We start from the raw sequence: 20765 nt of genomic DNA on the forward strand, positions 1-20765 counted from the left end.
CCTGAATTTATTTCAGGTTCTCATACAAATTGGTTGTCGGTATGATTTGATTCTGAAACAAGTTCAGAATAACGGCTTAAAACCTCTCTAAACAGTTTGTTAATATTATAATTTTCCTCTTAAAACAAGTAAAGGAATACTACAATGAAATTCTTTTTTTAGAATTGTATTACTTTCCCAAAGTTTTTGAAAAAACCCTCTCTTTCTTCTAAACACACACAATAAATCAGGATTGTGGGCTTGAAAATGTTCTAACACTCCTTGAAAAGTAGTAGCGTTTTCTGTAACCGTTAAATTGTTTTGAGTGCTTTTTAATGCGGCATCTAAAACTAAATCTTCTTCGGTATAGTTAGGTGTTTTTACCAACAATAAATTAGATGAAGCAACAAAAGTATCTAAAATTTTACGCAAAGGATCTAGCACGTTTTTTTTATTCATAACTCCCGATTTAAAAGCGGTTAACACAGATTTTATAGGAATAAATTTATAACCTTCAGGAACAACCAACATAGGAATATCGGTTTGTTTTAAAATACTACCAGAAGTACTTCCTAAAAACATTTCGTCTTTAATAGAATTACTTTTAGAGTCCATAATAATTAAATCGATATTTAATTCTCTGTTTATAGAGGTAATACTTTCTAACACATTTCCTTTAGCAGAAATCATTTTTATAGTTACATTTTTTCTGTCAACAGCATTAATCATCGCTCGTAAATATAAATTTGTTTCTCGCTGCATCGTATCATCAGCATTTACAAAAGCTCCTGCTTTTGATAATACTTTATAGGCGCGCATTACAAATACTTTCGCATTCACAGCTTCGGCAAAATCTATTGCATATTGTAAGGTATTTATTGAGTTGTCTGTTGAACCAATAGGAACTAATATATGTTTCATAAAATATTTTTGTGGCTTTATAATTTTGATACAGCAAGTAATATACAAAGATAATTAATACTAAAAATAGGTTATTTTAACAGATTTACTTCTTAGTGTACAAGAATAACTGTTCTTTTGTTGTGAATAAGAGAATATGAGTTACGATATCAGTTTTAAAAAAGTTAACAAACTCGCTTTTCCGGCTTTAATAGCGGGAGTTGCAGAGCCTTTATTGTCTACGACAGATTTAGCAATTGTAGGAAATATTGATTATAATGCAACAGAAAGTATTGCTGCAATCGGAATTGTAGGTGCTTTTTTATCGATGCTTATTTGGGTTTTCGGGCAAGCTCGTAGCGGAATTTCGTCTATCATTTCACAATATGTTGGCGCTAATAAATTAGACGAGGTTAAAAATTTACCAGCACAAGCAATTTTAATAATATTGATAACGAGTTTAATTATTTTAGGAATTAGTTATCCGTTTACGAAAGAAATATTTCAGTTTTACAATGCTTCAGGTACTATTTTAGAATATGCGATAGATTACTATAAAATACGTGTTTTTGGTTTTCCGTTTACGCTATTTGTAATTGCTGTTTTCGGTACTTTTAGAGGGCTACAAAACACTTATTATCCAATGCTAATCGCTATTATTGGTACTGCAGTAAATATAGTATTTGATGTTGTTTTAGTATACGGTGTAGAGGGTTATATACCTGCAATGAATATTGCGGGAGCTGCTTATGCAAGTGTAATAGCACAAATTGTAATGGCACTTATTTCGGGGTGTTTATTAGTAATAAAAACCGATATTTCATTAAAATTCAAGCTTCCTTTTAATAAAGAAATTCCGAGGTTTATAAATATGATTTTAAATCTATTTGTTCGTACAATCGCTTTAAATACGGCGTTGTATTTTGCAACTTCTTATGCAACCTCATACGGAAAAGAATATATTGCTGCTTATACAATCGGACTTAATTTATGGTTAATGGGCGCCTTTATGATTGATGGATATTCATCCGCAGGAAATATATTGTCTGGAAAATTATTAGGAGCAAAAGATTATACCAACTTAGTTAAATTAGGCAATAAACTAATTATTTATGGTTTTGCATTTGGTAGCATTTTAGCACTTGTCGGATTTGGGTTTTATAATTTTATTGGAAATATTTTTACACAAGAACAAGAAGTGTTAACTGAGTTTTATAATACTTTTTGGATTATTTTAGTAATGCAACCAATTTGTTCGATAGCATTTATTTATGACGGAATGTTTAAAGGAATGGGAGAAATGAAATATTTAAGAAATGTATTATTACTTTCAACAGGACTAGTTTTTATTCCGACTTTATTATTTTTTGATTCGATAGATTATAAATTGCATGCTATTTGGATTGCTTTTTTTGCTTGGATAATAGCTCGTGGAATTCCTTTAATTTTTAAATTTAGAAATACGTTTTTATCACGCTCACAAAAAGTGTAATTTTGAGGATAAAATAATCTCAAAATGACAACAACTCGACAAAGCGGAAGTTTATATACGCATATTGAAAATAAAATAGCAGTAGTAGAATTCGGGCATCCGGCAAGTAATTCGTTTCCGAGTGAATTGTTAGCGCGTTTAGCGAATGAATTTGATAAATTATCGAGTAACGATGAAGTATCAGTAATCGTTTTAAAATCTGAAGGAGATCGTGCTTTTTGTGCAGGTGCTTCTTTTGATGAACTCGTTGCAATTGATAATTTGGAAGATGGAAAACAATTCTTTTCGGGCTTTGCAAACGTGTTAAATGCAATGCGTCGTTGTTCTAAATTAATTGTAGGTCGGGTGCAAGGAAAAACTGTTGGTGGTGGAGTTGGTTTAGCAGCAGCTTGTGATTATGTATTGGCAACTGAGCACGCTTCTATTAAATTATCTGAATTTACAATAGGTATTGGCTCGTTTGTAATTGCGCCTGCTGTAGAGCGTAAAATTAGTGTGAGTGGCTTAGCAGAATTAACTCTAGATGCTTCTAATTGGAAAAATGCTTATTGGGCAAAAGAGAAAGGTTTATACGCGCGTGTTTTTGATTCTATTACCGATTTAGATAAAGAGTTAACTCTTTTTACTGAAAAATTGGCTTCTTATAATCCAGAAGCCTTATCAGAAATGAAAAGGGCATTGTGGAAAGGAACTGAGTATTGGCAAGAATTATTGATAGAAAGAGCCGAAACGTCAGGTAAGTTGGTATTATCTGATTTCACTAAAAAAGCATTGGCAAAGTTCAAAAAATAAAAATCATTTTTAAATAAACAGATGGAAGAAACAGAAAGTTATAAAATAGGATATGAATTAGGTGGATGGATTTATCATAACCCGATAGTATCAATAGCTATAGGAGTTGTTATTTCTATAGGTTTCGTTTGGATATTAACAAAAATTGTAAAACAAATTCGTACTTTTGGCGAATAAAAAACGTAAATTATGGGAGGAGATTATTTATTTGCCATTTTAGCAGCAGGGGTAGCAATTGTATATTTTTACAACAAATACAGAGGTAATAAAAAATACAAAAGATAGTGAATAATATTAGAATCACAAAGCAATTTAGTTTCGAAACAGGCCATGCTTTATATGGTTATGATGGTAAATGCAAAAATGTTCACGGTCATAGTTATAAGCTTTCTGTAACCGTAATGGGGCAACCTATTACTGATAACACGAATGTGAAATACGGAATGGTAATTGATTTTACAGATTTAAAGAAAATTGTAAAAGAAGAGATTGTTGATGTTTTTGATCATGCTACCGTGTTTAATAAAAACACACCTCATATTGAGTTGGCTAAAGAATTAAAAGATAGAGGTCATCATGTTATTTTGGTAGATTATCAACCAACAAGTGAAATGATGGTAATTGATTTTGCTTCAAAAATTAAAAACAGACTTCCAAAAAATATTAAACTTCACGCTATAAAACTACAAGAAACTGATACAAGTTTTGCAGAGTGGTTTGCAAGTGATAATTAAGAATTGAAAAGAATAAACATAAAAGGCTCAACGTTAATTAACGTTGAGCCTTTTATGTTTATAAGAAAAATTATTTACCGTTAAATTCATTCATCGTATTAGCCATTCCGGCTGTAATAAAAGAAGTAATAGCGTTAACAGAAGTTGGTATGCGTTCAATCATTTCGCTTTCTTCATTTTTGTTCCATTCGCCTAATACATAATCTACTTGGCGGCCTCTGCCATAATCGGCACCAACACCAAAACGAAAACGAGGATAAGCACCTGTATTAAATTTATCTTGAATATCTTTTAATCCGTTATGTCCGCCAGAACTACCTTTTGGTTTTATACGTAGTTTTCCAAAATCGATATTTAAATCATCAGTAATTACCAATAAGTTTTCAACTTGAATATTTTCTTGTTGCATCCAATACATTACCGCTTTTCCACTTAAATTCATATAAGTACTCGGTTTTAAAACGATTACTGTTTTTCCTTTGATTTTTAATTTGGCAATATCACCTAGTTTTTCAGTTTCAAAACTAGCATCGTGCTCTTTTACAAAGGCATCTACTATTTTAAAACCTATATTATGACGTGTATTGTCATATTTATCACCAATATTACCTAAACCTACAATTAAAAATTTCTTCATCGAATGTTGCGCTGTATCTGTTGAATGTGTTTTAGAAAAGTTAAGTAACTTTTTAAATAATGAGTTTAAAACCATGCGGTAAAAATAAAAAAAGCGTTACACAAAGGTAACGCTTTTATAAAATTGTAGTACAATTTCTTATGCTTCTGCAGTAGCATCATCAGTACTTTCTGCTGCTGCTTTCGCTGCGTTACGAGACATACGTACTTGAGCAACTACTGTGTTATCTGGGTGTAATAAAGAATAGTTATCATTCTTTAATTCAGTAACATATAATTTATTTCCAATCTCTAATCTAGTAACATCAGCTTCAATAAAGTCAGGTAAATTAGCTGGTAAAGCTTTTACTCTTAATTTACGTAAGTTGTGACGTAAAGCCCCTCCTAATGTGATACCTTTAGCAGTACCTGTTAAGCGTACCGGGATTTCCATAGTCAATTCTTTGTCTTCAAAGATTTGATAAAAGTCTACGTGTAAAATTCTGTCTGTAACTGGGTGAAATTGGATATCTTGTAAAACAGCACTGTATTTAGTCCCGTTTATTTCAATCGTAGCAGTAAATACATCTGGAGTAAATACTAAAGGCTTAAATGATTTTTCTTCTGCTGAGAAGTGTACCGCCTCTTTTCCTCCGTATAATACGCAAGGAACCTGTCCAGCATTACGTAAGGCTTTAGTTGCTTTTTTACCTACGCTTTCTCTTTGTGATCCGTTGATTGTAATTGATTTCATTACTTCTTTGTTTGTTAAATTTATTTACATTAAAAATTGTCCACTAATCGATGTATTGTCTTGAACTTTATGCATCACATCAGCGAATAAAGTGGCGCAAGTTACCACTTTTATTTTAGATACACTCTTTTTTAAAGGAATTGTATCAGAAACAATTAGCTCCGTTAATTTCGAATTCTGAATTCTGTCATAAGCATCGCCCGAAAGTATTGGGTGTGTACAAATTGCACGCACACTTAAAGCTCCTCTTTCTATCATTAAATCGGCAGCTTTAGTAAGTGTTCCTCCCGTATCGATCATGTCATCAACAAGAATTACATTTTTACCTTTTACATCACCAATTAATTCCATGTGAGAAATTATATTAGCTTTTTCACGTTGCTTGTAACAAATTACTACATCGCTTTCTAAATATTTAGAATATGCATATGCTCTTTTAGATCCTCCCATATCTGGAGAAGCAATAGTAAGATTATCTAATTTTAAACTCTTAACATATGGTAAAAATATGGTAGAAGCGAATAAATGATCTACTGGTTTTTCAAAAAAACCTTGAATTTGATCCGCATGTAAATCCATGGTCATAATTCTTGTAGCTCCTGCTGATTCTAGCAATTTTGCTACTAATTTTGCACCAATAGCTACACGAGGTTTGTCTTTTCTGTCTTGACGAGCCCATCCAAAATATGGCATTACAGCAGTAATATGTCTTGCAGAAGCACGTTTAGCAGCATCACACATTAATAACATTTCCATTAAATTATCGGCTGAAGGAAAAGTAGAACCAATTAGAAACACTCTTCGTCCTCTTATAGATTCTTCAAATGCAGGCTGAAATTCACCGTCACTAAAATGTGTTGTTTTTACATTACCAAGTGCTACTCCGTATTCTTTAGCAATTTGCGCTGCTAGTTCGGTACTTTGAGAACAAGCAAAAATCTTTGGGCTTATTTGATCTGTAGCCATTTACAAAATTGTATTTATAGTTAGTGTTGTTGTTACTGCAAAAGTAAAACTATTTTGAGAGTTTAAAAGTTATTTTTAAACGAATTAATTAAAATATTTTTATAGATTTGCAGACTACTTAATGCTCGAGTGGCGGAATTGGTAGACGCGCTGGATTCAAAATCCAGTTTTTTCGGAAGTGCGGGTTCGATTCCCGCCTCGAGTACAAATACAAACCTCAACTATTTATAGTTGAGGTTTTTTAATGGTTGATAATTTGAACAAAAAAAAGCGAGAAGAAATTCTCGCTTTTTTTTAACCTTCTACAGTTTTTGTGTTTCCAAAACCAATAGCATCCAAAACGTTATCATATTTTGGAGAAAAAAAGAAATCTTCAAGTATTGTTTTAATATCTCTTTTCTCTGAAGTATTTTTTTGCACTTCTAGGGGGGCTGGTGCATTTTGTAGAACATTGTTTTTATAAGCTTCTTGATAAGAATTTATAAAATCAACAAATGTGTTCTCAAAATTATAATTAGTTACCTCAATGGCATTATAGCTCATTGTTTAACTCTTGTTTATATTTGTTTAAAAGCGTTCTAGTAAGCGCTAAATTTGCTTTTTTAGAGTCAACAGCTAAGTAGACGAAATAATCACCACTTGGAGAAATATTAATGATATGTATTTGAGTCTCTAAGTTAAAGTGAATATCGGTTAAATTCTCCTCTAACCCTAAAGCTTTCATTGCTTTACGTTTAGCATTAATAATTTCTACATTGTAAGCACATGCTAAAGCAGGATCAAAACCGTCTAAAGCAGAGTCTGAAATAAGTGATTCTCCTGAGGCCATTTCAGCAACGCTAATTCCGATGTATCCTGAAATGTTTTCTTTTACGTTAGTTACTAATTTGTCTAAAATTTCTTGCATTTTTTTAGTGTTTTATAGTTAGTGGTTAAATTCTTTTTTTAAAATAAGTTCTAATAAACTTACATTTATACTATTGTCTGATAAAAAACATAGTATATATTCTTTATGTTTAATAATAAGTATGTTTTCGTTATTAGACTTTAAAATAATTTCTTTCAACTCCGTATTAAAATAATTACTGAAAAAATGATTGCTCATATTAAAAATAGTGGCTTTAAACACTGTTATTTTATCTTGCAAATCACCCAGTTCATTTTCTTTAGGGTAAAAATCAATAGTTTCTCCGTTGTCTTTTAAAAGGAAAATTGCTTTTGATTTTGTTTCTTTTAATAGTTTTTCTAGCTCCAATTTTATTTCTCTGTTTTTGAGAGTAACCAAAGTTAATGCATAGGTAATAGTTTAATATAGCATAATAGTATTAAATTATTGTACTATAATATTTTTCAATAGTGCTAGCTAAAATAAAAATTAATTTACCAAACTAGCTGTAATTAAGTAGTTTGCCATTGTTCTACTTTAAGAGAACCTAAAAAACTAATTTTAACTTAAAAATGATTAACATATGATTATATATTCTTTTTTTAATAGTTTTAATTAAGATGTAATAAAAATAAAAAAATCGCTACAAGATTTTTTACTCATTAATATTGTTGATTAGTGGAGGGAAAACAGAAAGATTTTTTAATGATTAAATTATTTATAGCTCTGGTAAAATTAATAATGGAATTTTACTGTGAAAAGCAGATTTTTTAACCACGTTTTCTTCTAAAAGGCGATTTAAAAAATTGTGCTTATGATTTATTAAAACTAATAATTCGCTTTCTGTTTTTTCTATATAGTTTTCTAAAGTATTAGTTTCAGAGTCGTCCCAATCTATTTTTTTATATTCTACGCCTAAGTCTTTAAAAATTTCTCTTAACTGCATTTTGTGCGCTTTCTGTTTACTATTTAAAGTGTATTCTTCAGAAAGATTTATAACTTCAATTGGGCAATCTTTTAAAATACTCAATTGAAGCAACGATTTCAATTCTTTATTATTAAAAGGCCTTTTATAATTTGTTGAAAATACTATTTGATGTAACAGTTTGTATTTATAGTTTGTTGGCACAATTAATATCGGACAATTATTAATAGTGTTAATAATTTTCATGGTATTTGTGCCAATAAAAGTTTCTTTTAAACTTCTAGCTCCTTTTGTGCCAGAAATTATTAAATCTATTTTTTTATCAGAAACAGCTTCTTTAATTGCTTTTATTAACGAGGTTGAGTTAATTATAAATTGATATTCGAAATTTTCCGTTTCTTTATTAAGAATGTCAATTAGGTACTTTGATTCTTCTTCAATCTCATTGTCCATTTCATTAAACCATTCTTCACTTTTTTCGGTGCTTAATAAATGTGGTTTTTCAGCGATATAAACATCTAACAAATAAATACAAATATCTAAACCTTTAAAAAGTTTTTTAGTATAGTTTAAAGCATTAATAGCTTCTTCAGAAAAATCATATGGAATTAATATATTCTTCATAATAAGTTGATTACAATTGATTTATCAAATATAATTTTTTCAAAATAAAATCAATTATAAAAAAAATAAAAACATAATTTTGCAATTAAAACAATAATGAGTAATTTTTTATTGAACAAATACATTCTACTATTAATATTATTAATTGTGCTTTCTGTTTTAGTTATTTTAACTAAAAAAATAACCAAAAGTTATGTAATTAAAAATGCTATAGAACCGCATAGAAGAAAAATAATCCTCAACCTTTTTTACTTAATTTATTATGTGTTTGCATTTTTTTTAGTTCTTATAATTTTAGGAATAGAATTTAAGCAAATAGGTGTTTTTGCATCTTCTATTTTAGCAGTATTAGGTGTTGGTTTTTTTGCACAATGGTCTATCTTGTCTAACTTAACAGCAAGTGTAATTTTGTTTTTTTACCATCCAATGCGTATAAGAGATACTATAAAAATTATAGATAAAGAATATGATTTAACAGGTGAGGTTAAAAATATTACGGGTTTTTATGTATTGTTATATATCCCAGAAGGAAATAGAAAAATAACAATACCAAATACAGTAATACTTTATAAAAGTATTGAGTTGATACAAAATCAAAAATAATTTGTATTTTTCAAAAGAAGTCTACTTCTTATTAAATAGCTAAAATAGTATATTTATTTAACAGAAAGATTATCAAAAAAAGCTTAAAAACATGGCATCTATTTTCCATTTATCGCTTCCTTGTATAAATATTAAGGAAACTAAAAAATTTTATACAGAAGATTTAGGTTTAAATTGTGGTAGGGAAACCAGCGATTGGTTAGACATAAATTTATTTAACAACCAATTGACCTATGTTTTAGTAGAGAAATTTAATTTCGATTATCCTAATTATACCTTTGAAAAAGATGTGCTACCTTCTTTTCATTTCGGAATTGTTTTAGATGCTGAAGAATGGGAAAAAATGCATGACAGAATTAATCATTGGTCATCAGAAACAATTATAACAAAAACATTTTTAAAAGATAAAAACGGCGAACACGTTTCTTTTTTCGTGAAAGACCCTAATGGTTACACAATAGAATTTAAGACTTTTATAGAAGAAGATGAAATGTTTATGATGTAAAAGAGCAAGTGTTATTTAATTTATCTAAAATGAAAAAATCTAAATTTAAGAAAAAAATAGGGCTTCCTCCTGGCACAATCACTTATACAGGAGATAAAGAAAGTACTCAGTTATTTATCAATGCCTTTGATTATACAAAAGATTCTTTAGAGGAAAAGAAAATAAATAAAATTGAAAGCTGCTTTGGCTATAAAGAAACTGAGACAACTACTTGGATAAATATAAACGGACTTAATAATGTAGATGCTATTCAAAAAATAGGAAACCACTATAAGTTGCATCCTTTAATATTAGAAGATACTGTAAACATTAATCAAAGACCAAAAATAGATGAATATGACGATTATATTTTTGTAGTTTTTAAGATGTTGTATTATGATGCAAACCAACATTTAAAAGTAGAACACATTAGCATTATACTTGGAGATAAATATGTACTCTCTTTTCAGGAGTCTGAAGAAGATGTTTTTGATGGTATTAGAGAGCGGATTAGAACATCAAAAGGTATTATAAGAAGTAATGGCTCTGATTATTTATTATATGCTTTAATGGATGCTGTGGTAGATAATTATTTTTTAATTATAGAAACCATGGGCGAGAAAGTTGAAAAATTAGAAGAACTTTTGTTTACAAATCCCAATAACGATACTGTTAAAGAAATACAGGCGTTAAAAAGAGAAGCTTTAAAAATAAGACGTTCGATTTTTCCCTTAAGAGAGATCGTTAGTAAACTTGAAAAAGCCGAAAGCAAACTAGTAAAATCTAAAACGCTAAATTATTTTAGAGACTTATATGACCACACAATTCAGGTTATTGAAACCATAGAAATATATAGAGATATGTTGTGGGGGTTGATGGATATGTATATGACAAGTGTTAGTAATAGAATGAACGAGGTAATGAAAGTATTAACTGTAATTTCTACCATATTTATACCCTTAACTTTTATTGCAGGTATTTACGGGATGAATTTTGATAATATTCCTGAATTACACTATGCAAATGGATATTATATTTTGTGGGGTTTTATGATTTTTCTTTTCTTCGGATTGTTGTATTTCTTTAAAAGAAAAAAATGGTTTTAATATTACTTCTATCATATTATAAACTTCTATAATTTATAATATGATAGGAAGTATTAATTGTAAGTTTTAAAAGTTGTCGTTAGAGATAACAGATTCTTCTATGCTCAAATGAAACAAAGCGTCTCCTTTATTTACGATAGGTGTTTTATTGATGCAAAAAATATGCCCGTTAAATGGCGCATAAACCACCTTTTTAAATTCACCAAAAGGATCTTGAATAATACCTAAAACTTCTTTCTTTTTCACAAAAGTTCCGTTTTTCGCGATTACTTTAAACATACCAGAATCTGAAGCGCGTAACCATTTTGCTTTATGTACAAAAACGGGAGTAGCCCTAACAGTAATTTCACCTTTAATCATACCCAAATGAATCAATATGTTTTTGGTTCCGTTTACACCTTCGTTAATAATAGTGGGGTTTAAATCTTTTGATTTTCCACCTTCAAAAAGCAAAACAGTTTTACCCATTTTGTGTAATGTATCTCTTAAAGATTTTTTTATGTTGTTAGAAAAAACAATCATTGGCGGATTAAAAACTTTCGCCAATTCTAAGGCCTTTTCATCACCCTTGCTACATCTTATTTGCGCAATGTTATCACGTTCGCCACCACCAGTATGAAAATCTATTACATAATCTACAAAAGGCGCAATTTCTTTCGAGAATTGATACGCAAACTGACTCGCTAAAGAACCGTTTACAGTTCCAGGAAACATTCTGTTTAGATCTCTTCCGTCAGGAAATTCTCTTGTTTGAATTAAATAGCCAAAAATATTAAAAACAGGAATGCAAATAACGGTTCCATTTTTAGGTTTGTTAATTCCTAAACTGATAACTTCTCTAATTATTCCGACACCGTTGGTCTCATCTCCATGAATACCTGCAAGTAATAAAACTACAGGATCAGGTTTGTGAGAACGTTCTATAATTATAGGAACGTTTACAGTGGTTCGTGTATGTAATTTGGCGATTTTTAAATCTAAAACAGTACGTTGCCCTTCAGGAATTTCTTTTCCTAAAAGAACAAAAGGTTTATTCAACATTTAATTCTAAATAACGTATAATTTCTTTGGCAATATCTCTTCCTGTTGCAATTTCAATCCCTTCTAAACCTGGAGATGAATTTACTTCTAAAACCAAAGGTCCTTTAGATGATTGTAGCATATCTACACCAGCAATACCTAAGCCCATGGCTTTTGTTGCTTTTAAAGCTGTTCTTTCTTCTTCGTCGGTTAACTCGATAATGTTAGCATTACCTCCTCTGTGTAAATTAGAGCGAAACTCTCCTTCTTTTCCTTGACGTTTCATGGCGCCTACTACTTTTCCATCTACTACAAATGCTCTAATATCTGCACCACCAGCTTCTTTAATAAACTCTTGCGCAATTACTCTTGCGCCTAAACCATTAAAAGCTTCTAGTACAGAAGTTGCTGCGTTTTGTGTTTCTGCTAAAACAACACCCAAACCTTGAGTACCTTCTAATAGTTTTAATACTAATGGAGCCCCACCTACAGAGTCGATAATATGTTCTACATCTTTAGTATAATTTGTAAAAACAGTTTTAGGTAATCCTACCCCGGCTCTTGCTAGTTTTTGTAAACTACTTAACTTATCTCTAGATCTTACCAAACCTGTTGAAGAAACGGCAGTAAAAACCTTCATCATTTCAAACTGACGAATAACTGCGGTACCATAAAAAGTAACAGAAGCACCAATTCTAGGTATTATCGCATCGATATCGTTTAAATACTCTCCTTTATAAAATATTTTTGGAGATTTTTTTTCAATTTCAATATTGCATTTTAAGTGATCTACCACCAAAACTTCATGCCCTCTTTTTTCAGCAGCTTTAACTAATCTACTTGTAGAGTATAGTTTTGGGTTTCTAGATAAAATTACAATTTTCATTATTCTTTGTGTTTTAATTTGTGAGATAAATTCTTTTTTGCTGTGTCTATGATAAATTTTTTACTTAGAAACTTTCTGCCTAGTAATATAGGGAATTTCATATCCTTTCTTTCTGTTAAAGTTAGGTGAATTGGAAATAATGTATCAAAAATAAATATTTCAGTTTTAATTAAAAAACGCATTTCTGAAATTCCATTCGAACTTTTTACAGCTTTTGAGCTATATTTTTTTGTTTTAAATTCTTTGTTATTGTACAAAGAATGTTCAGGATCTAATAACGTAAATTTAATCAAATTTTCACCACCTACATTTATTTCCTCAACATTTGCACAATGAATTGAAGAGGTGTATGCACCTGAATCAATCTTTAAATCGATTCCTGAGAGCGATAATTCTGGAAAATCAGCCTTATCTACTCGACCAATTGTTATTTTCATTTATATATAAAATAGGAGTTGTAAAATTACTAATAGTTATTGATAAAAAAATATAAATATTTCATCAAAATTAGTAAAACGAAATAATGTTACTTATTTTCTATTTAAAAGATATAGAATTACATTATTTATAAACAGAGTGCTTAAAAACAGCTTGTTAACTTATTTTTGTAATTGCTCACATCTTATTTTGTATAATAATCAATACTTAATTTATCGGCTACATATTTTGCTGTTTCTACAGCATCTTTTTCTAATTTATGAAATGAAATTTTAAAACGATCATTGTTTTCATCCCAAATAATTACTTCGTAAATATCGTTGTTATTTAAATAAATTGATGCGTAAGTAAGTCTGCTTATATTTTGCCATTTTCCATAACCTAAAGGCCAACAGAATAATATTTACGATATGTTTTGTCTTTAATATTAAAATGATGATTATTAACAACTGAAGCTAATAGAGCAAGTGTTATAAGATACACTTCGAATTTTAGAACATGTAAAAAAGAGATTGTGTAATTTTCGACAGTTGATATTGATGTATTGATGAAAAATTGCGCTAAAATATAAAGAGCAAAAGCATAAAGAATAGCCGCTATAATCCTAAAAATGAAATGTTTTTGCCCACCTTTTATTATTATGAGTTTATTCATGTTTATGAATCTCTTTTTTAGCGATTCTAAATTCTTCTGGCGTATTAATATTTCTAATCAAATGGTCATCAATTTCAATAATTTCAACATCAGAATTAATTAGCATTTTACGCGGACACGAGTATCCTTGTGCTAAATATTGTAGCAATTTAGTATACGCCTTTGGTTCGTAAATGGTAATTAAAGGCTCAGGAAATTCTTTGCTTTTTCCTTTAATAGCTGTTGCTATTTTACTCGGATTTCGTTTTTGTAATAACAACTGAATTAAGTCATCATTTACAAAAGGAAGGTCTGTAGCAACTACTAACCAAGCTGAATTAGGATCTTTTTGAAAGGCAGAACAAATTCCGCCAAAAGGACCTAGGTTTAAAAATGTATCGTGAATTTCGGTTGATTTGTTAGCGGGTAACTGTACGGAATAAAAGGTTTCTAAAGCATTGTTTTCTAAGAGTTCTTTTGCGTATTCTTTTTGAGGTTTTCCATAATAATCTAATTCAGATTTATCTGTTCCCATTCGGGTGCTTTTTCCGCCAGTTAATACCAGTCCTTTAACAGGTGCAATATTTTCTTTTATTAAATTTTCAATGTGATTTGTAATTTTATCAACATCTTGAATCATATAACAAGTTGTATTTTCTATCAGTGGAAATTTTTCTAATAAACAATCAAAAATCTTAGTATCCGAATTTAGTTTTACAATAAATTGGATGTTGGTAATTTGATCTAAACGTTTTTTTATAGATGCTTCTTTTTCATCATCTAAAATTAAAATTTGTTTGGCACCTTGATAATGATTTCCGTTTATAAACACAAAATCATGATTAATAAACTGTAAACGTTGCTCAAACTTATTAACGCTTGAGGTTGTGTTTACTTGTAAATTACCTTCATGGTGAAAGGTATATTCGGTTACGATGTTTTTATCAAGATCTTTTGCGTGAGAAGCATCAAAATACGCTAAGTTATAGTTTGATAATTTAGTTGAAACCTTGTTTACTAACTCTGCAATAACACCACATTTAGTTCCTAAAATAGCAACTTCATTGCTTGCAAAATTATCATTTAATTTTTTGGTGATATTTGCGTGTTTTTGATGTTTTTTATCCATTTTTAATATCCGATTTACCGCCAGTTTTTTCAACTAATTTAACCTCTTTAATCACCATTTCTTGATTGATAGCTTTACACATATCATAAATTGTTAAGCAAGTTGCTGATGCGCCTGTTAAAGCTTCCATTTCAACACCTGTTTTTCCTTCAATAGTTACTTTACAAAAAACATCTAATTGTTCATTGTCGATAATATTTATATCAATATCTACTCCGTTAATTAATAACGGATGACACATCGGAATAATATCGGATGTTTTTTTTACTGCCTGAATACCCGCTATAATTGCCGTTTGAAAAACGGGTCCTTTTTTAGTAATTAAATCATCCTTTTTAAAATGAGAAATAATTTCTGATCCTAAAAACATCGTAGCTTTTGCAATTGCAGTTCGTTTGGTAATTTTCTTATCAGAAACATTCACCATTTTAGGTTGATTCTGCTCGTTTATATGGGTGAATTTGTTCATTTTTAGTTTCTAAATATTAGAATAGGTTGTTAAAAGTAACAGTTGTTCTCGATACATTTTTATTTCCATTGTCATTTCAATAAAATTACTCGAACTGACAAGTTAGATGCTGTTTTTAAAGTAACTATTTTTAGTAAAATCAACACGATATTTATAAACAAATTGTCACTTCGAGTGAATTTGATGTCCGATAGGAAAAATCAAATTAGTATCGAGAAGCTATTTAAATTTCTTCTTTGCTAAATTAGGAAGTTTTTCAAATTCGCCATTTATTAACGCTTCTTTTTTATTTCTTGACCATTTTTTTAATTGTTTTTCTTTTTCAATAGCCATTTCTACATTTGTAAATTCACAATAAAAAACCAATTCTAAAGGTCTTCTTTTATAAGTATAACTTTCTTTGTGATTTCCTTCTTTGTGTTCAACTAATCGTTGCTTAAGGTTAGATGTAAAACCAGTATAATATGATTTATCAGCACATTTTAATATGTACACATAGTAGATTTTCATTTTAATCTCATAAGAGTTCTCGATACATTTTTATTTCCATTTTCATTTCAATAAAATTACTCGAACTGACAAGTTAGATGCTGTTTTTAAAGTAACTATTTTTAATAAAATCAACACGATATTTATAAACAAATTGTCACTTCGAGTGAATTTGATGTCCGATAGGAAAAATCAAATTAGTATCGAGAAGCTATTTAAATTTCTTCTTTGCTAAATTAGGAAGTTTTTCAAATTCGCCATTTATTAACGCTTCTTTTTTATTTCTTGACCATTTTTTTAATTGCTTTTCTTTTTCAATAGCCATTTCTACATTTGTAAATTCACAATAAAAAACCAATTCTAAAGGTCTTCTTTTATAAGTATAACTTTCTTTGTACTTTCCTTCTTTGTGTTCAACTAATCGTTGCTTAAGGTTAGATGTAAAACCAGTATAATATGATTTATCAGCACATTTTAATATGTACACATAGTAGATTTTCATTTTAATCTCATAAGAGTTCTCAATACATTTTTATTTCCATTGTCATTTCAATAAAATTACTCGAACTGACAGGTTAGATGCTGTTTTAAAGTAATTATTTTTAATAAAAACAACATGATATTTATAAACAAATTGTCACTTCGAGTGAATTTGATGTCCGATAGGAAAAATCAAATTGGTATCGAGAAGGCATTATTTATACCTAATTACAGGAAAAACGGTTCCTGATTTTAATTCAATTTGTTCTGTTTTTGATATTTCTATAAACCCGTCAGCTGCTACTAAACTAGCTAAATCTCCAGAACCATTTCCTTTTATAGGAGTTGCAATTAAATGTCCAAAACGATAACTTAATTTTACTTGTAAAAAGTACGTTAAATTAGGTTTAAATACAATATCGTTAGCTAAAATTGCCGTTTCTTCAGGTTGTTTTACGTTTACTGATTTATAATACCACGGATAAAAATAGACTAAACAATTTACAAAGGTAGAAACAGGATTTCCGGGAAAAGCAAATACTTTACAATTATCAGTTTGTCCCATCCAAAAAGGTTTTCCGGGTCTTTGTGCAACTTTATGAAACAACTTTTTTACACCTAAATCGATTAATACTTCGGGTAAAAAATCAAATTTACCTTTACTTACCGCTCCGCTAAATAAAAGCACATCATATTCTTGTAGGTAACAAGCAATCTTCTCTTTTAAAATAGTTTTATTATCAGTAATATGTGCTGTTTCAGAAGGAATGTTCAGTTCATTTAATAACGAAACCAACGTGTATACATTAGACCTTCTTATTTGATAATCTAAAGGAATTTCATACACATCAACCAATTCATCGCCAGTAGAAATAATCATTACTTTCGGTTGTTTGGCTACAGTAATAGTCGATTTACCCACAGTAGCAATCACACCGATTTCAGCAGGAGAAATAATAGTGTTTTTGTTAATTAAAACAATTCCTTGTACTTTGTCTTTTCCCTTTGGATGGATATTTTGATGTTCATTTATAACATCAACAGTAACTGTTGCAATTCCGTTTTCTATAACAACATCTTCATAACGAATTACGGTATCACAGTTATTAGGTAATACAGCGCCAGTCATTACTTCTATACAGTTTGCCGAATTTTGCATAGATAATTGCCTGCTCCCTGCAGGCTGAATGCCTTCAATTTTAAAGTTACGTTGCTTATTTTTAAAATAAGAATAATTGATTGCAATTCCGTCCATAGCAACACGGTTGAAAGGAGGAAAATCTCTATCAGCAATAATATCTTCTTTTAAAACTCTACCAACAGATTTTATAAACGGAATTTCCTCGATTCCAAAATCTACTGTATTTTGTAATATTATATTTTTTGCTTCTTGTACTGAAATCATATTCTTGATGTGATTCTGAAACAAGTTCAGAATGACGTATTATTACATTAAAATTAACCACCGATTGTGCTCATACTTTCGGAAACACTTCCTTTTTTACGATTTGCTTCTGCTATAAATCCATTTTCGGGCTTTTCTTTTATCAGAGATAAAAAAAGTTCTTTTAAATCGTCGTTACTTGCACCGTTACGAATAAAATCGCGCAAGTTAAAAACACCATCATCAAACAAACAATTTTTAAAAGTACCGGTTGAAGTAATTCTTATTCGATTACAATCGTTACAAATAGTACGTGTAAAAGCAGGAATGATCCCTACGGTTCCTTGATGGTTTTCTATTGAAAAATTACGTGAAGTAGATGATTTTTCTGAAATTATATTTTCTACGTTATATTTAGATTTTATTTCTGCTATAATTTTATTATAATTCCAGTTTTCTTTAATATCACGCTGTCCTTTTCCGTTAAACGGCATTTCTTCAATAAAACGAACTGCAATGTTTTTATCTTTTGTTAAGGCCACAAAATCGTTTATCTCATCTGTATTAAAACCAGATTGTACCACTACATTTAACTTTAAGTTTAATGAGCTGTTTTCTAATAACTCGAAAGTTTTATATACTTCTGGAAATACATCGCGACGTGTAATTTTCGCGAATTTATGAGTGTCTAAACTATCAATACTTAAATTGATGTTTTTTATTTTCTCTAACTTTTCTAAAGTCTCTATATGATTAGCAACTAATGCTCCGTTTGTAGTAATGTTAATTTCTTCTAATAAATCGTTGTAGGATAGCATCTCTAAAAACGACATAAAATCTTTACGTGCAAAGGGTTCGCCACCTGTTAAACGAACTTTGTTAACCCCTAATTCGGTAAGTACGCGAATAAGACGGTACATTTCTTTATAAGTTAATAGCTCTTTTCGTGGCACAATATCAATACCATGAGCGGGCATACAATATTGGCAACGTAGGTTACAACGATCGGTTACAGCCAGTCGAACATAGCTGACTTGTCTACCAAAATTATCAATAAGTTTGCTCATATAACAAAGATACGGTTTAATGATTCAATTATTTCCTGCCATTTATCATAGTTTTATTATGATAAAGTTTACTGAAAAAATAAAGAGCTAAACAATTTCCATTTTCTTTAATAAAAAGGAAGCGTTCATGTTTTTACACACGCCGTTTTTCATTTTATAATCAAAATGCAACTCGTTATTTATAATCTCAGCATCAAAATAATAGTTTTTAATGGTGTTATATTCTTTTGATAATTCACATAAACTAACATCGTGTGTGGCTATTATTCCGATAGAATGAGATTTGTTTAGTTTTTCAATGAATTTTTTAGAACCGATGGCTTTATCCATGCTATTTGTTCCTTTTAATATTTCATCTAAAATGATAAAATAATTTTCTGTTTTAATTTCGTTTACAATAAATTTTAAACGTTTTAGTTCGGCATAAAAGTAAGATTCATCATCGTTTAAAGAATCTGAAGTCCGCATACTTGTAATTAATTTAACCGGATTGTATTTTACATTTTCAGCACATATTGGTAAACCAGTATTAGACATTACAATTGCTAACGAAACAGCTCTTAAAAAAGTGCTTTTCCCAGCCATATTTGCGCCAGTAACAATAAAAAACTCTTCGTTTTCTATTACAAAATCATTGTCTATTCTTTTAGTGGCATTTAATAAAGGATGCCCTAAATTCACTGCGTTTAAAACTGATTTTTCGTTATTTATAGTAGGAAATATATACTCGGGTTTATTAAAAACAAAGTTTGCCAACGAGTTTTGCGCATCAAAAAAAGAAACAACATTAAACCATTCTTCAACAGTGCTTTTGTAGGTGGCAATCCATTTTTCTATTTTAATAGTGTTGCGAATATCCCAAAGAAAAAGTCCGTTACCAACAACAGCAATAATAATATTATTACGTTGATCGAAAGCATCTAGTTTTTTAGAAAACTCTTTAAATATTGTAGATGCCTTTTTATTTTCTTGTTGAATTTGTGCTTGTTTGTTTTTTAAAGTTGAATTGGTAAATTCCTCATTTTCTATCTGTGCTAATAACTGATGGTATTGATTAAATGTTTCTTTTGCTTTGGTAGTTTCAGTAGCTAATTCTTGAATGTTTTTAAAAAAGAAAGCAGTAGTTGTTAAACCAATTATAAACCAGATTAAAAGTATAGAAAACGGAACAGCAGCAAAACTTAATAAACCAATTAAAATAATTGAAATAGCAGAAAAAACATATGAAAAAAGTGTTAGGAAAGAAGGCAGTTTCTGCTCATAAGAATGCACCCATTTTACAATAACAGGTATTGCCGTTTTTGTATTTATTAAACTAGCAACAGCTGTAAAATGTTGACGCCATTTTACTTTTAACGCAAGTTCTTGTATTACTTTTTGTTTTTCTTCAATATTGTTAATATCGTTACTCGTTAAAATAGTAGCTAATAACTTTTTTCCTTCATTGGTTGCCGTTCTGTTTATATATTGAAAGAAAGAACCAACACCAAATAAATCGATATCATTGCTAAAATAATGTTCGGGATTTGTAAATTTTTTTCCACTCTCTAAATCAGAGAATCTACCATTTAAAACAGCTATTTCTGTTTTATTAATAGTCAGTTTTGCTTCTAGAAGGCTTTTTGTTTGTTTTAAACCTAAGTGTTTTGTTACTAAATAAACAAAAGCGATTAAAGCGATAACACTTACAATAAAAAATAAGTTGTTTTTTGTAAAAGCTATATATGCTGAAAAAAAAATGGTTAAGAATGCCAAAAGACGTAAAATACGAGTTGTAAGTAACCGTTTTTTTAACGCAATTAAAACGGCGTTTAAACTATTGATTTCTTCTTTATAAAAAGGAATTGGTTGTTGCATTGTGTAGTAAATAAATATTAGTGTAAATGTACATATAGCAACTTACATATCTT

General features: G+C 29.6%; 25 protein-coding genes and 1 tRNA gene. 8 read left to right on the plus strand and 18 right to left on the minus strand.

Translation table 11 applies throughout. The features are described from left to right. Positions 1 to 105 precede the first annotated feature (105 nt). Positions 106 to 900 carry a universal stress protein gene (locus PG912_RS00270; protein ID WP_275688021.1) on the minus strand — a complete coding sequence of 265 codons (795 nt, stop codon included), beginning with the start codon at positions 898 to 900 and terminating at the stop codon, positions 106 to 108. 136 nt (positions 901 to 1036) lie between these two features. Here PG912_RS00270 and PG912_RS00275 point away from each other — a divergent pair, with 136 nt between their 5' ends. The 4 genes from PG912_RS00275 to PG912_RS00290 all read left to right on the plus strand — a co-directional run bounded on the left by PG912_RS00275 (position 1037) and on the right by PG912_RS00290 (position 3897). Beyond that, positions 1037 to 2371: an MATE family efflux transporter gene (locus PG912_RS00275; protein WP_275688022.1), complete on the plus strand. Its 1335-nt coding sequence runs from the start codon at positions 1037 to 1039 to the stop codon at positions 2369 to 2371. 24 nt (positions 2372 to 2395) lie between these two features. Then, complete coding sequence (locus PG912_RS00280; protein WP_275688023.1) at positions 2396 to 3163, plus strand: enoyl-CoA hydratase/isomerase family protein; 768 nt, start codon at positions 2396 to 2398, stop codon at positions 3161 to 3163. A 21-nt stretch (positions 3164 to 3184) separates the two neighbouring features. After that, on the plus strand, positions 3185 to 3340 hold the full coding sequence (locus tag PG912_RS00285; RefSeq protein WP_260585553.1) for a hypothetical protein: 156 nt from the start codon (positions 3185 to 3187) through the stop codon (positions 3338 to 3340). A gap of 107 nt (positions 3341 to 3447) precedes the next feature. Then, positions 3448 to 3897, plus strand: coding sequence for a 6-pyruvoyl trahydropterin synthase family protein (locus PG912_RS00290; protein ID WP_275688024.1), 450 nt, complete (start codon positions 3448 to 3450; stop codon positions 3895 to 3897). A gap of 70 nt (positions 3898 to 3967) precedes the next feature. On the opposite strand, the gene pth is transcribed toward PG912_RS00290, so the two are convergent. The 3 genes from pth to PG912_RS00305 all read right to left on the minus strand — a co-directional run bounded on the left by pth (position 3968) and on the right by PG912_RS00305 (position 6232). Further along, a complete protein-coding gene (gene pth / locus PG912_RS00295) occupies positions 3968 to 4609 on the minus strand; it encodes an aminoacyl-tRNA hydrolase (protein WP_408648400.1) in 642 nt (213 codons plus the stop codon). Positions 4610 to 4672: 63 nt separating this feature from the next. Next, on the minus strand, positions 4673 to 5266 hold the full coding sequence (locus tag PG912_RS00300; protein WP_275688025.1) for a 50S ribosomal protein L25/general stress protein Ctc: 594 nt from the start codon (positions 5264 to 5266) through the stop codon (positions 4673 to 4675). Between the two features lie 24 nt (positions 5267 to 5290). Next, the gene (locus PG912_RS00305; RefSeq protein WP_275688026.1) at positions 5291 to 6232 is read right to left on the minus strand and encodes a ribose-phosphate pyrophosphokinase; all 942 of its coding nucleotides are present in this window, start codon (positions 6230 to 6232) and stop codon (positions 5291 to 5293) included. 123 nt (positions 6233 to 6355) lie between these two features. Between PG912_RS00305 and PG912_RS00310 the strand changes: the two genes are divergently transcribed. Beyond that, positions 6356 to 6437, plus strand: a tRNA-Leu gene (locus tag PG912_RS00310). Between the two features lie 89 nt (positions 6438 to 6526). On the opposite strand, the gene PG912_RS00315 is transcribed toward PG912_RS00310, so the two are convergent. The 4 genes from PG912_RS00315 to PG912_RS00330 all read right to left on the minus strand — a co-directional run bounded on the left by PG912_RS00315 (position 6527) and on the right by PG912_RS00330 (position 8667). Continuing rightward, positions 6527 to 6775 (minus strand): hypothetical protein, encoded by a 249-nt coding sequence (locus PG912_RS00315; RefSeq protein WP_260585548.1) that lies wholly within the window; start codon positions 6773 to 6775, stop codon positions 6527 to 6529. After that, positions 6765 to 7139 (minus strand): hypothetical protein, encoded by a 375-nt coding sequence (locus tag PG912_RS00320; RefSeq protein ID WP_275688027.1) that lies wholly within the window; start codon positions 7137 to 7139, stop codon positions 6765 to 6767. Before PG912_RS00320 ends, PG912_RS00315 begins: the two co-directional genes overlap by 11 nt. Positions 7140 to 7157: 18 nt before the next feature. Further along, positions 7158 to 7487 carry a hypothetical protein gene (locus tag PG912_RS00325; protein WP_275688028.1) on the minus strand — a complete coding sequence of 110 codons (330 nt, stop codon included), beginning with the start codon at positions 7485 to 7487 and terminating at the stop codon, positions 7158 to 7160. 349 nt (positions 7488 to 7836) lie between these two features. Further along, complete coding sequence (locus PG912_RS00330) at positions 7837 to 8667, minus strand: universal stress protein (RefSeq protein ID WP_275688029.1); 831 nt, start codon at positions 8665 to 8667, stop codon at positions 7837 to 7839. Between the two features lie 96 nt (positions 8668 to 8763). Here PG912_RS00330 and PG912_RS00335 point away from each other — a divergent pair, with 96 nt between their 5' ends. The 3 genes from PG912_RS00335 to corA all read left to right on the plus strand — a co-directional run bounded on the left by PG912_RS00335 (position 8764) and on the right by corA (position 10860). Beyond that, positions 8764 to 9270, plus strand: coding sequence for a mechanosensitive ion channel domain-containing protein (locus PG912_RS00335; RefSeq protein ID WP_275688030.1), 507 nt, complete (start codon positions 8764 to 8766; stop codon positions 9268 to 9270). 91 nt (positions 9271 to 9361) lie between these two features. Continuing rightward, a complete protein-coding gene (locus PG912_RS00340) occupies positions 9362 to 9775 on the plus strand; it encodes a VOC family protein (RefSeq protein WP_275688031.1) in 414 nt (137 codons plus the stop codon). 29 nt (positions 9776 to 9804) lie between these two features. Continuing rightward, complete coding sequence (gene corA / locus PG912_RS00345) at positions 9805 to 10860, plus strand: magnesium/cobalt transporter CorA (protein ID WP_275688032.1); 1056 nt, start codon at positions 9805 to 9807, stop codon at positions 10858 to 10860. A gap of 66 nt (positions 10861 to 10926) precedes the next feature. On the opposite strand, the gene PG912_RS00350 is transcribed toward corA, so the two are convergent. The 10 genes from PG912_RS00350 to PG912_RS00395 form a co-directional block, all read right to left on the minus strand. After that, complete coding sequence (locus tag PG912_RS00350) at positions 10927 to 11901, minus strand: succinylglutamate desuccinylase/aspartoacylase family protein (protein ID WP_275688033.1); 975 nt, start codon at positions 11899 to 11901, stop codon at positions 10927 to 10929. Next, complete coding sequence (rimK, locus tag PG912_RS00355) at positions 11891 to 12766, minus strand: 30S ribosomal protein S6--L-glutamate ligase (protein WP_275688034.1); 876 nt, start codon at positions 12764 to 12766, stop codon at positions 11891 to 11893. Before rimK ends, PG912_RS00350 begins: the two co-directional genes overlap by 11 nt. Continuing rightward, the gene (locus PG912_RS00360) at positions 12766 to 13203 is read right to left on the minus strand and encodes an ATP-dependent zinc protease family protein (protein WP_275688035.1); all 438 of its coding nucleotides are present in this window, start codon (positions 13201 to 13203) and stop codon (positions 12766 to 12768) included. Before PG912_RS00360 ends, rimK begins: the two co-directional genes overlap by 1 nt. Positions 13204 to 13850: 647 nt before the next feature. Continuing rightward, positions 13851 to 14966: an NTP transferase domain-containing protein gene (locus PG912_RS00365; RefSeq protein WP_275688036.1), complete on the minus strand. Its 1116-nt coding sequence runs from the start codon at positions 14964 to 14966 to the stop codon at positions 13851 to 13853. Next, complete coding sequence (moaC, locus tag PG912_RS00370) at positions 14959 to 15435, minus strand: cyclic pyranopterin monophosphate synthase MoaC (RefSeq protein WP_275688037.1); 477 nt, start codon at positions 15433 to 15435, stop codon at positions 14959 to 14961. The genes PG912_RS00365 and moaC overlap by 8 nt, the downstream gene beginning before the upstream one ends. 219 nt (positions 15436 to 15654) lie before the next feature. Further along, the gene (locus PG912_RS00375; protein WP_275688038.1) at positions 15655 to 15945 is read right to left on the minus strand and encodes a GIY-YIG nuclease family protein; all 291 of its coding nucleotides are present in this window, start codon (positions 15943 to 15945) and stop codon (positions 15655 to 15657) included. Between the two features lie 190 nt (positions 15946 to 16135). After that, positions 16136 to 16426, minus strand: a complete 291-nt coding sequence (locus tag PG912_RS00380; protein ID WP_275688039.1) for a GIY-YIG nuclease family protein — start codon at positions 16424 to 16426, stop codon at positions 16136 to 16138. Positions 16427 to 16618: 192 nt separating this feature from the next. After that, positions 16619 to 17809, minus strand: coding sequence for a molybdopterin molybdotransferase MoeA (locus PG912_RS00385; protein WP_275688040.1), 1191 nt, complete (start codon positions 17807 to 17809; stop codon positions 16619 to 16621). 53 nt (positions 17810 to 17862) lie between these two features. Beyond that, on the minus strand, positions 17863 to 18855 hold the full coding sequence (moaA, locus tag PG912_RS00390; protein ID WP_275688041.1) for a GTP 3',8-cyclase MoaA: 993 nt from the start codon (positions 18853 to 18855) through the stop codon (positions 17863 to 17865). An 87-nt stretch (positions 18856 to 18942) separates the two neighbouring features. Continuing rightward, the gene (locus PG912_RS00395; RefSeq protein WP_275688042.1) at positions 18943 to 20712 is read right to left on the minus strand and encodes a MutS-related protein; all 1770 of its coding nucleotides are present in this window, start codon (positions 20710 to 20712) and stop codon (positions 18943 to 18945) included. Positions 20713 to 20765 lie beyond the last annotated feature (53 nt).

Origin of the sequence: Tenacibaculum retecalamus (genome assembly GCF_027941755.1) — a bacterium.
In the GTDB taxonomy this organism is placed as follows: Bacteria; Bacteroidota; Bacteroidia; order Flavobacteriales; family Flavobacteriaceae; genus Polaribacter; species Polaribacter haliotis_B.

Coding starts and splice junctions, on each gene's coding strand:
- PG912_RS00365 (WP_275688036.1), bottom strand. CDS start 14,966: ATGGATAAAAAACATCAAAAACACGCAAATATCACCAAAAAATTAAAT.
- corA (WP_275688032.1), top strand. CDS start 9,805: ATGAAAAAATCTAAATTTAAGAAAAAAATAGGGCTTCCTCCTGGCACA.
- PG912_RS00285 (WP_260585553.1), top strand. CDS start 3,185: ATGGAAGAAACAGAAAGTTATAAAATAGGATATGAATTAGGTGGATGG.
- PG912_RS00395 (WP_275688042.1), bottom strand. CDS start 20,712: ATGCAACAACCAATTCCTTTTTATAAAGAAGAAATCAATAGTTTAAAC.
- PG912_RS00275 (WP_275688022.1), top strand. CDS start 1,037: ATGAGTTACGATATCAGTTTTAAAAAAGTTAACAAACTCGCTTTTCCG.
- PG912_RS00335 (WP_275688030.1), top strand. CDS start 8,764: ATGAGTAATTTTTTATTGAACAAATACATTCTACTATTAATATTATTA.
- moaC (WP_275688037.1), bottom strand. CDS start 15,435: ATGAACAAATTCACCCATATAAACGAGCAGAATCAACCTAAAATGGTG.
- PG912_RS00350 (WP_275688033.1), bottom strand. CDS start 11,901: ATGTTGAATAAACCTTTTGTTCTTTTAGGAAAAGAAATTCCTGAAGGG.
- PG912_RS00270 (WP_275688021.1), bottom strand. CDS start 900: ATGAAACATATATTAGTTCCTATTGGTTCAACAGACAACTCAATAAAT.
- pth (WP_408648400.1), bottom strand. CDS start 4,609: ATGGTTTTAAACTCATTATTTAAAAAGTTACTTAACTTTTCTAAAACA.
- PG912_RS00315 (WP_260585548.1), bottom strand. CDS start 6,775: ATGAGCTATAATGCCATTGAGGTAACTAATTATAATTTTGAGAACACA.
- PG912_RS00320 (WP_275688027.1), bottom strand. CDS start 7,139: ATGCAAGAAATTTTAGACAAATTAGTAACTAACGTAAAAGAAAACATT.
- PG912_RS00380 (WP_275688039.1), bottom strand. CDS start 16,426: ATGAAAATCTACTATGTGTACATATTAAAATGTGCTGATAAATCATAT.
- PG912_RS00385 (WP_275688040.1), bottom strand. CDS start 17,809: ATGATTTCAGTACAAGAAGCAAAAAATATAATATTACAAAATACAGTA.
- moaA (WP_275688041.1), bottom strand. CDS start 18,855: ATGAGCAAACTTATTGATAATTTTGGTAGACAAGTCAGCTATGTTCGA.
- PG912_RS00360 (WP_275688035.1), bottom strand. CDS start 13,203: ATGAAAATAACAATTGGTCGAGTAGATAAGGCTGATTTTCCAGAATTA.
- PG912_RS00280 (WP_275688023.1), top strand. CDS start 2,396: ATGACAACAACTCGACAAAGCGGAAGTTTATATACGCATATTGAAAAT.
- PG912_RS00300 (WP_275688025.1), bottom strand. CDS start 5,266: ATGAAATCAATTACAATCAACGGATCACAAAGAGAAAGCGTAGGTAAA.
- PG912_RS00340 (WP_275688031.1), top strand. CDS start 9,362: ATGGCATCTATTTTCCATTTATCGCTTCCTTGTATAAATATTAAGGAA.
- PG912_RS00305 (WP_275688026.1), bottom strand. CDS start 6,232: ATGGCTACAGATCAAATAAGCCCAAAGATTTTTGCTTGTTCTCAAAGT.
- rimK (WP_275688034.1), bottom strand. CDS start 12,766: ATGAAAATTGTAATTTTATCTAGAAACCCAAAACTATACTCTACAAGT.
- PG912_RS00375 (WP_275688038.1), bottom strand. CDS start 15,945: ATGAAAATCTACTATGTGTACATATTAAAATGTGCTGATAAATCATAT.
- PG912_RS00330 (WP_275688029.1), bottom strand. CDS start 8,667: ATGAAGAATATATTAATTCCATATGATTTTTCTGAAGAAGCTATTAAT.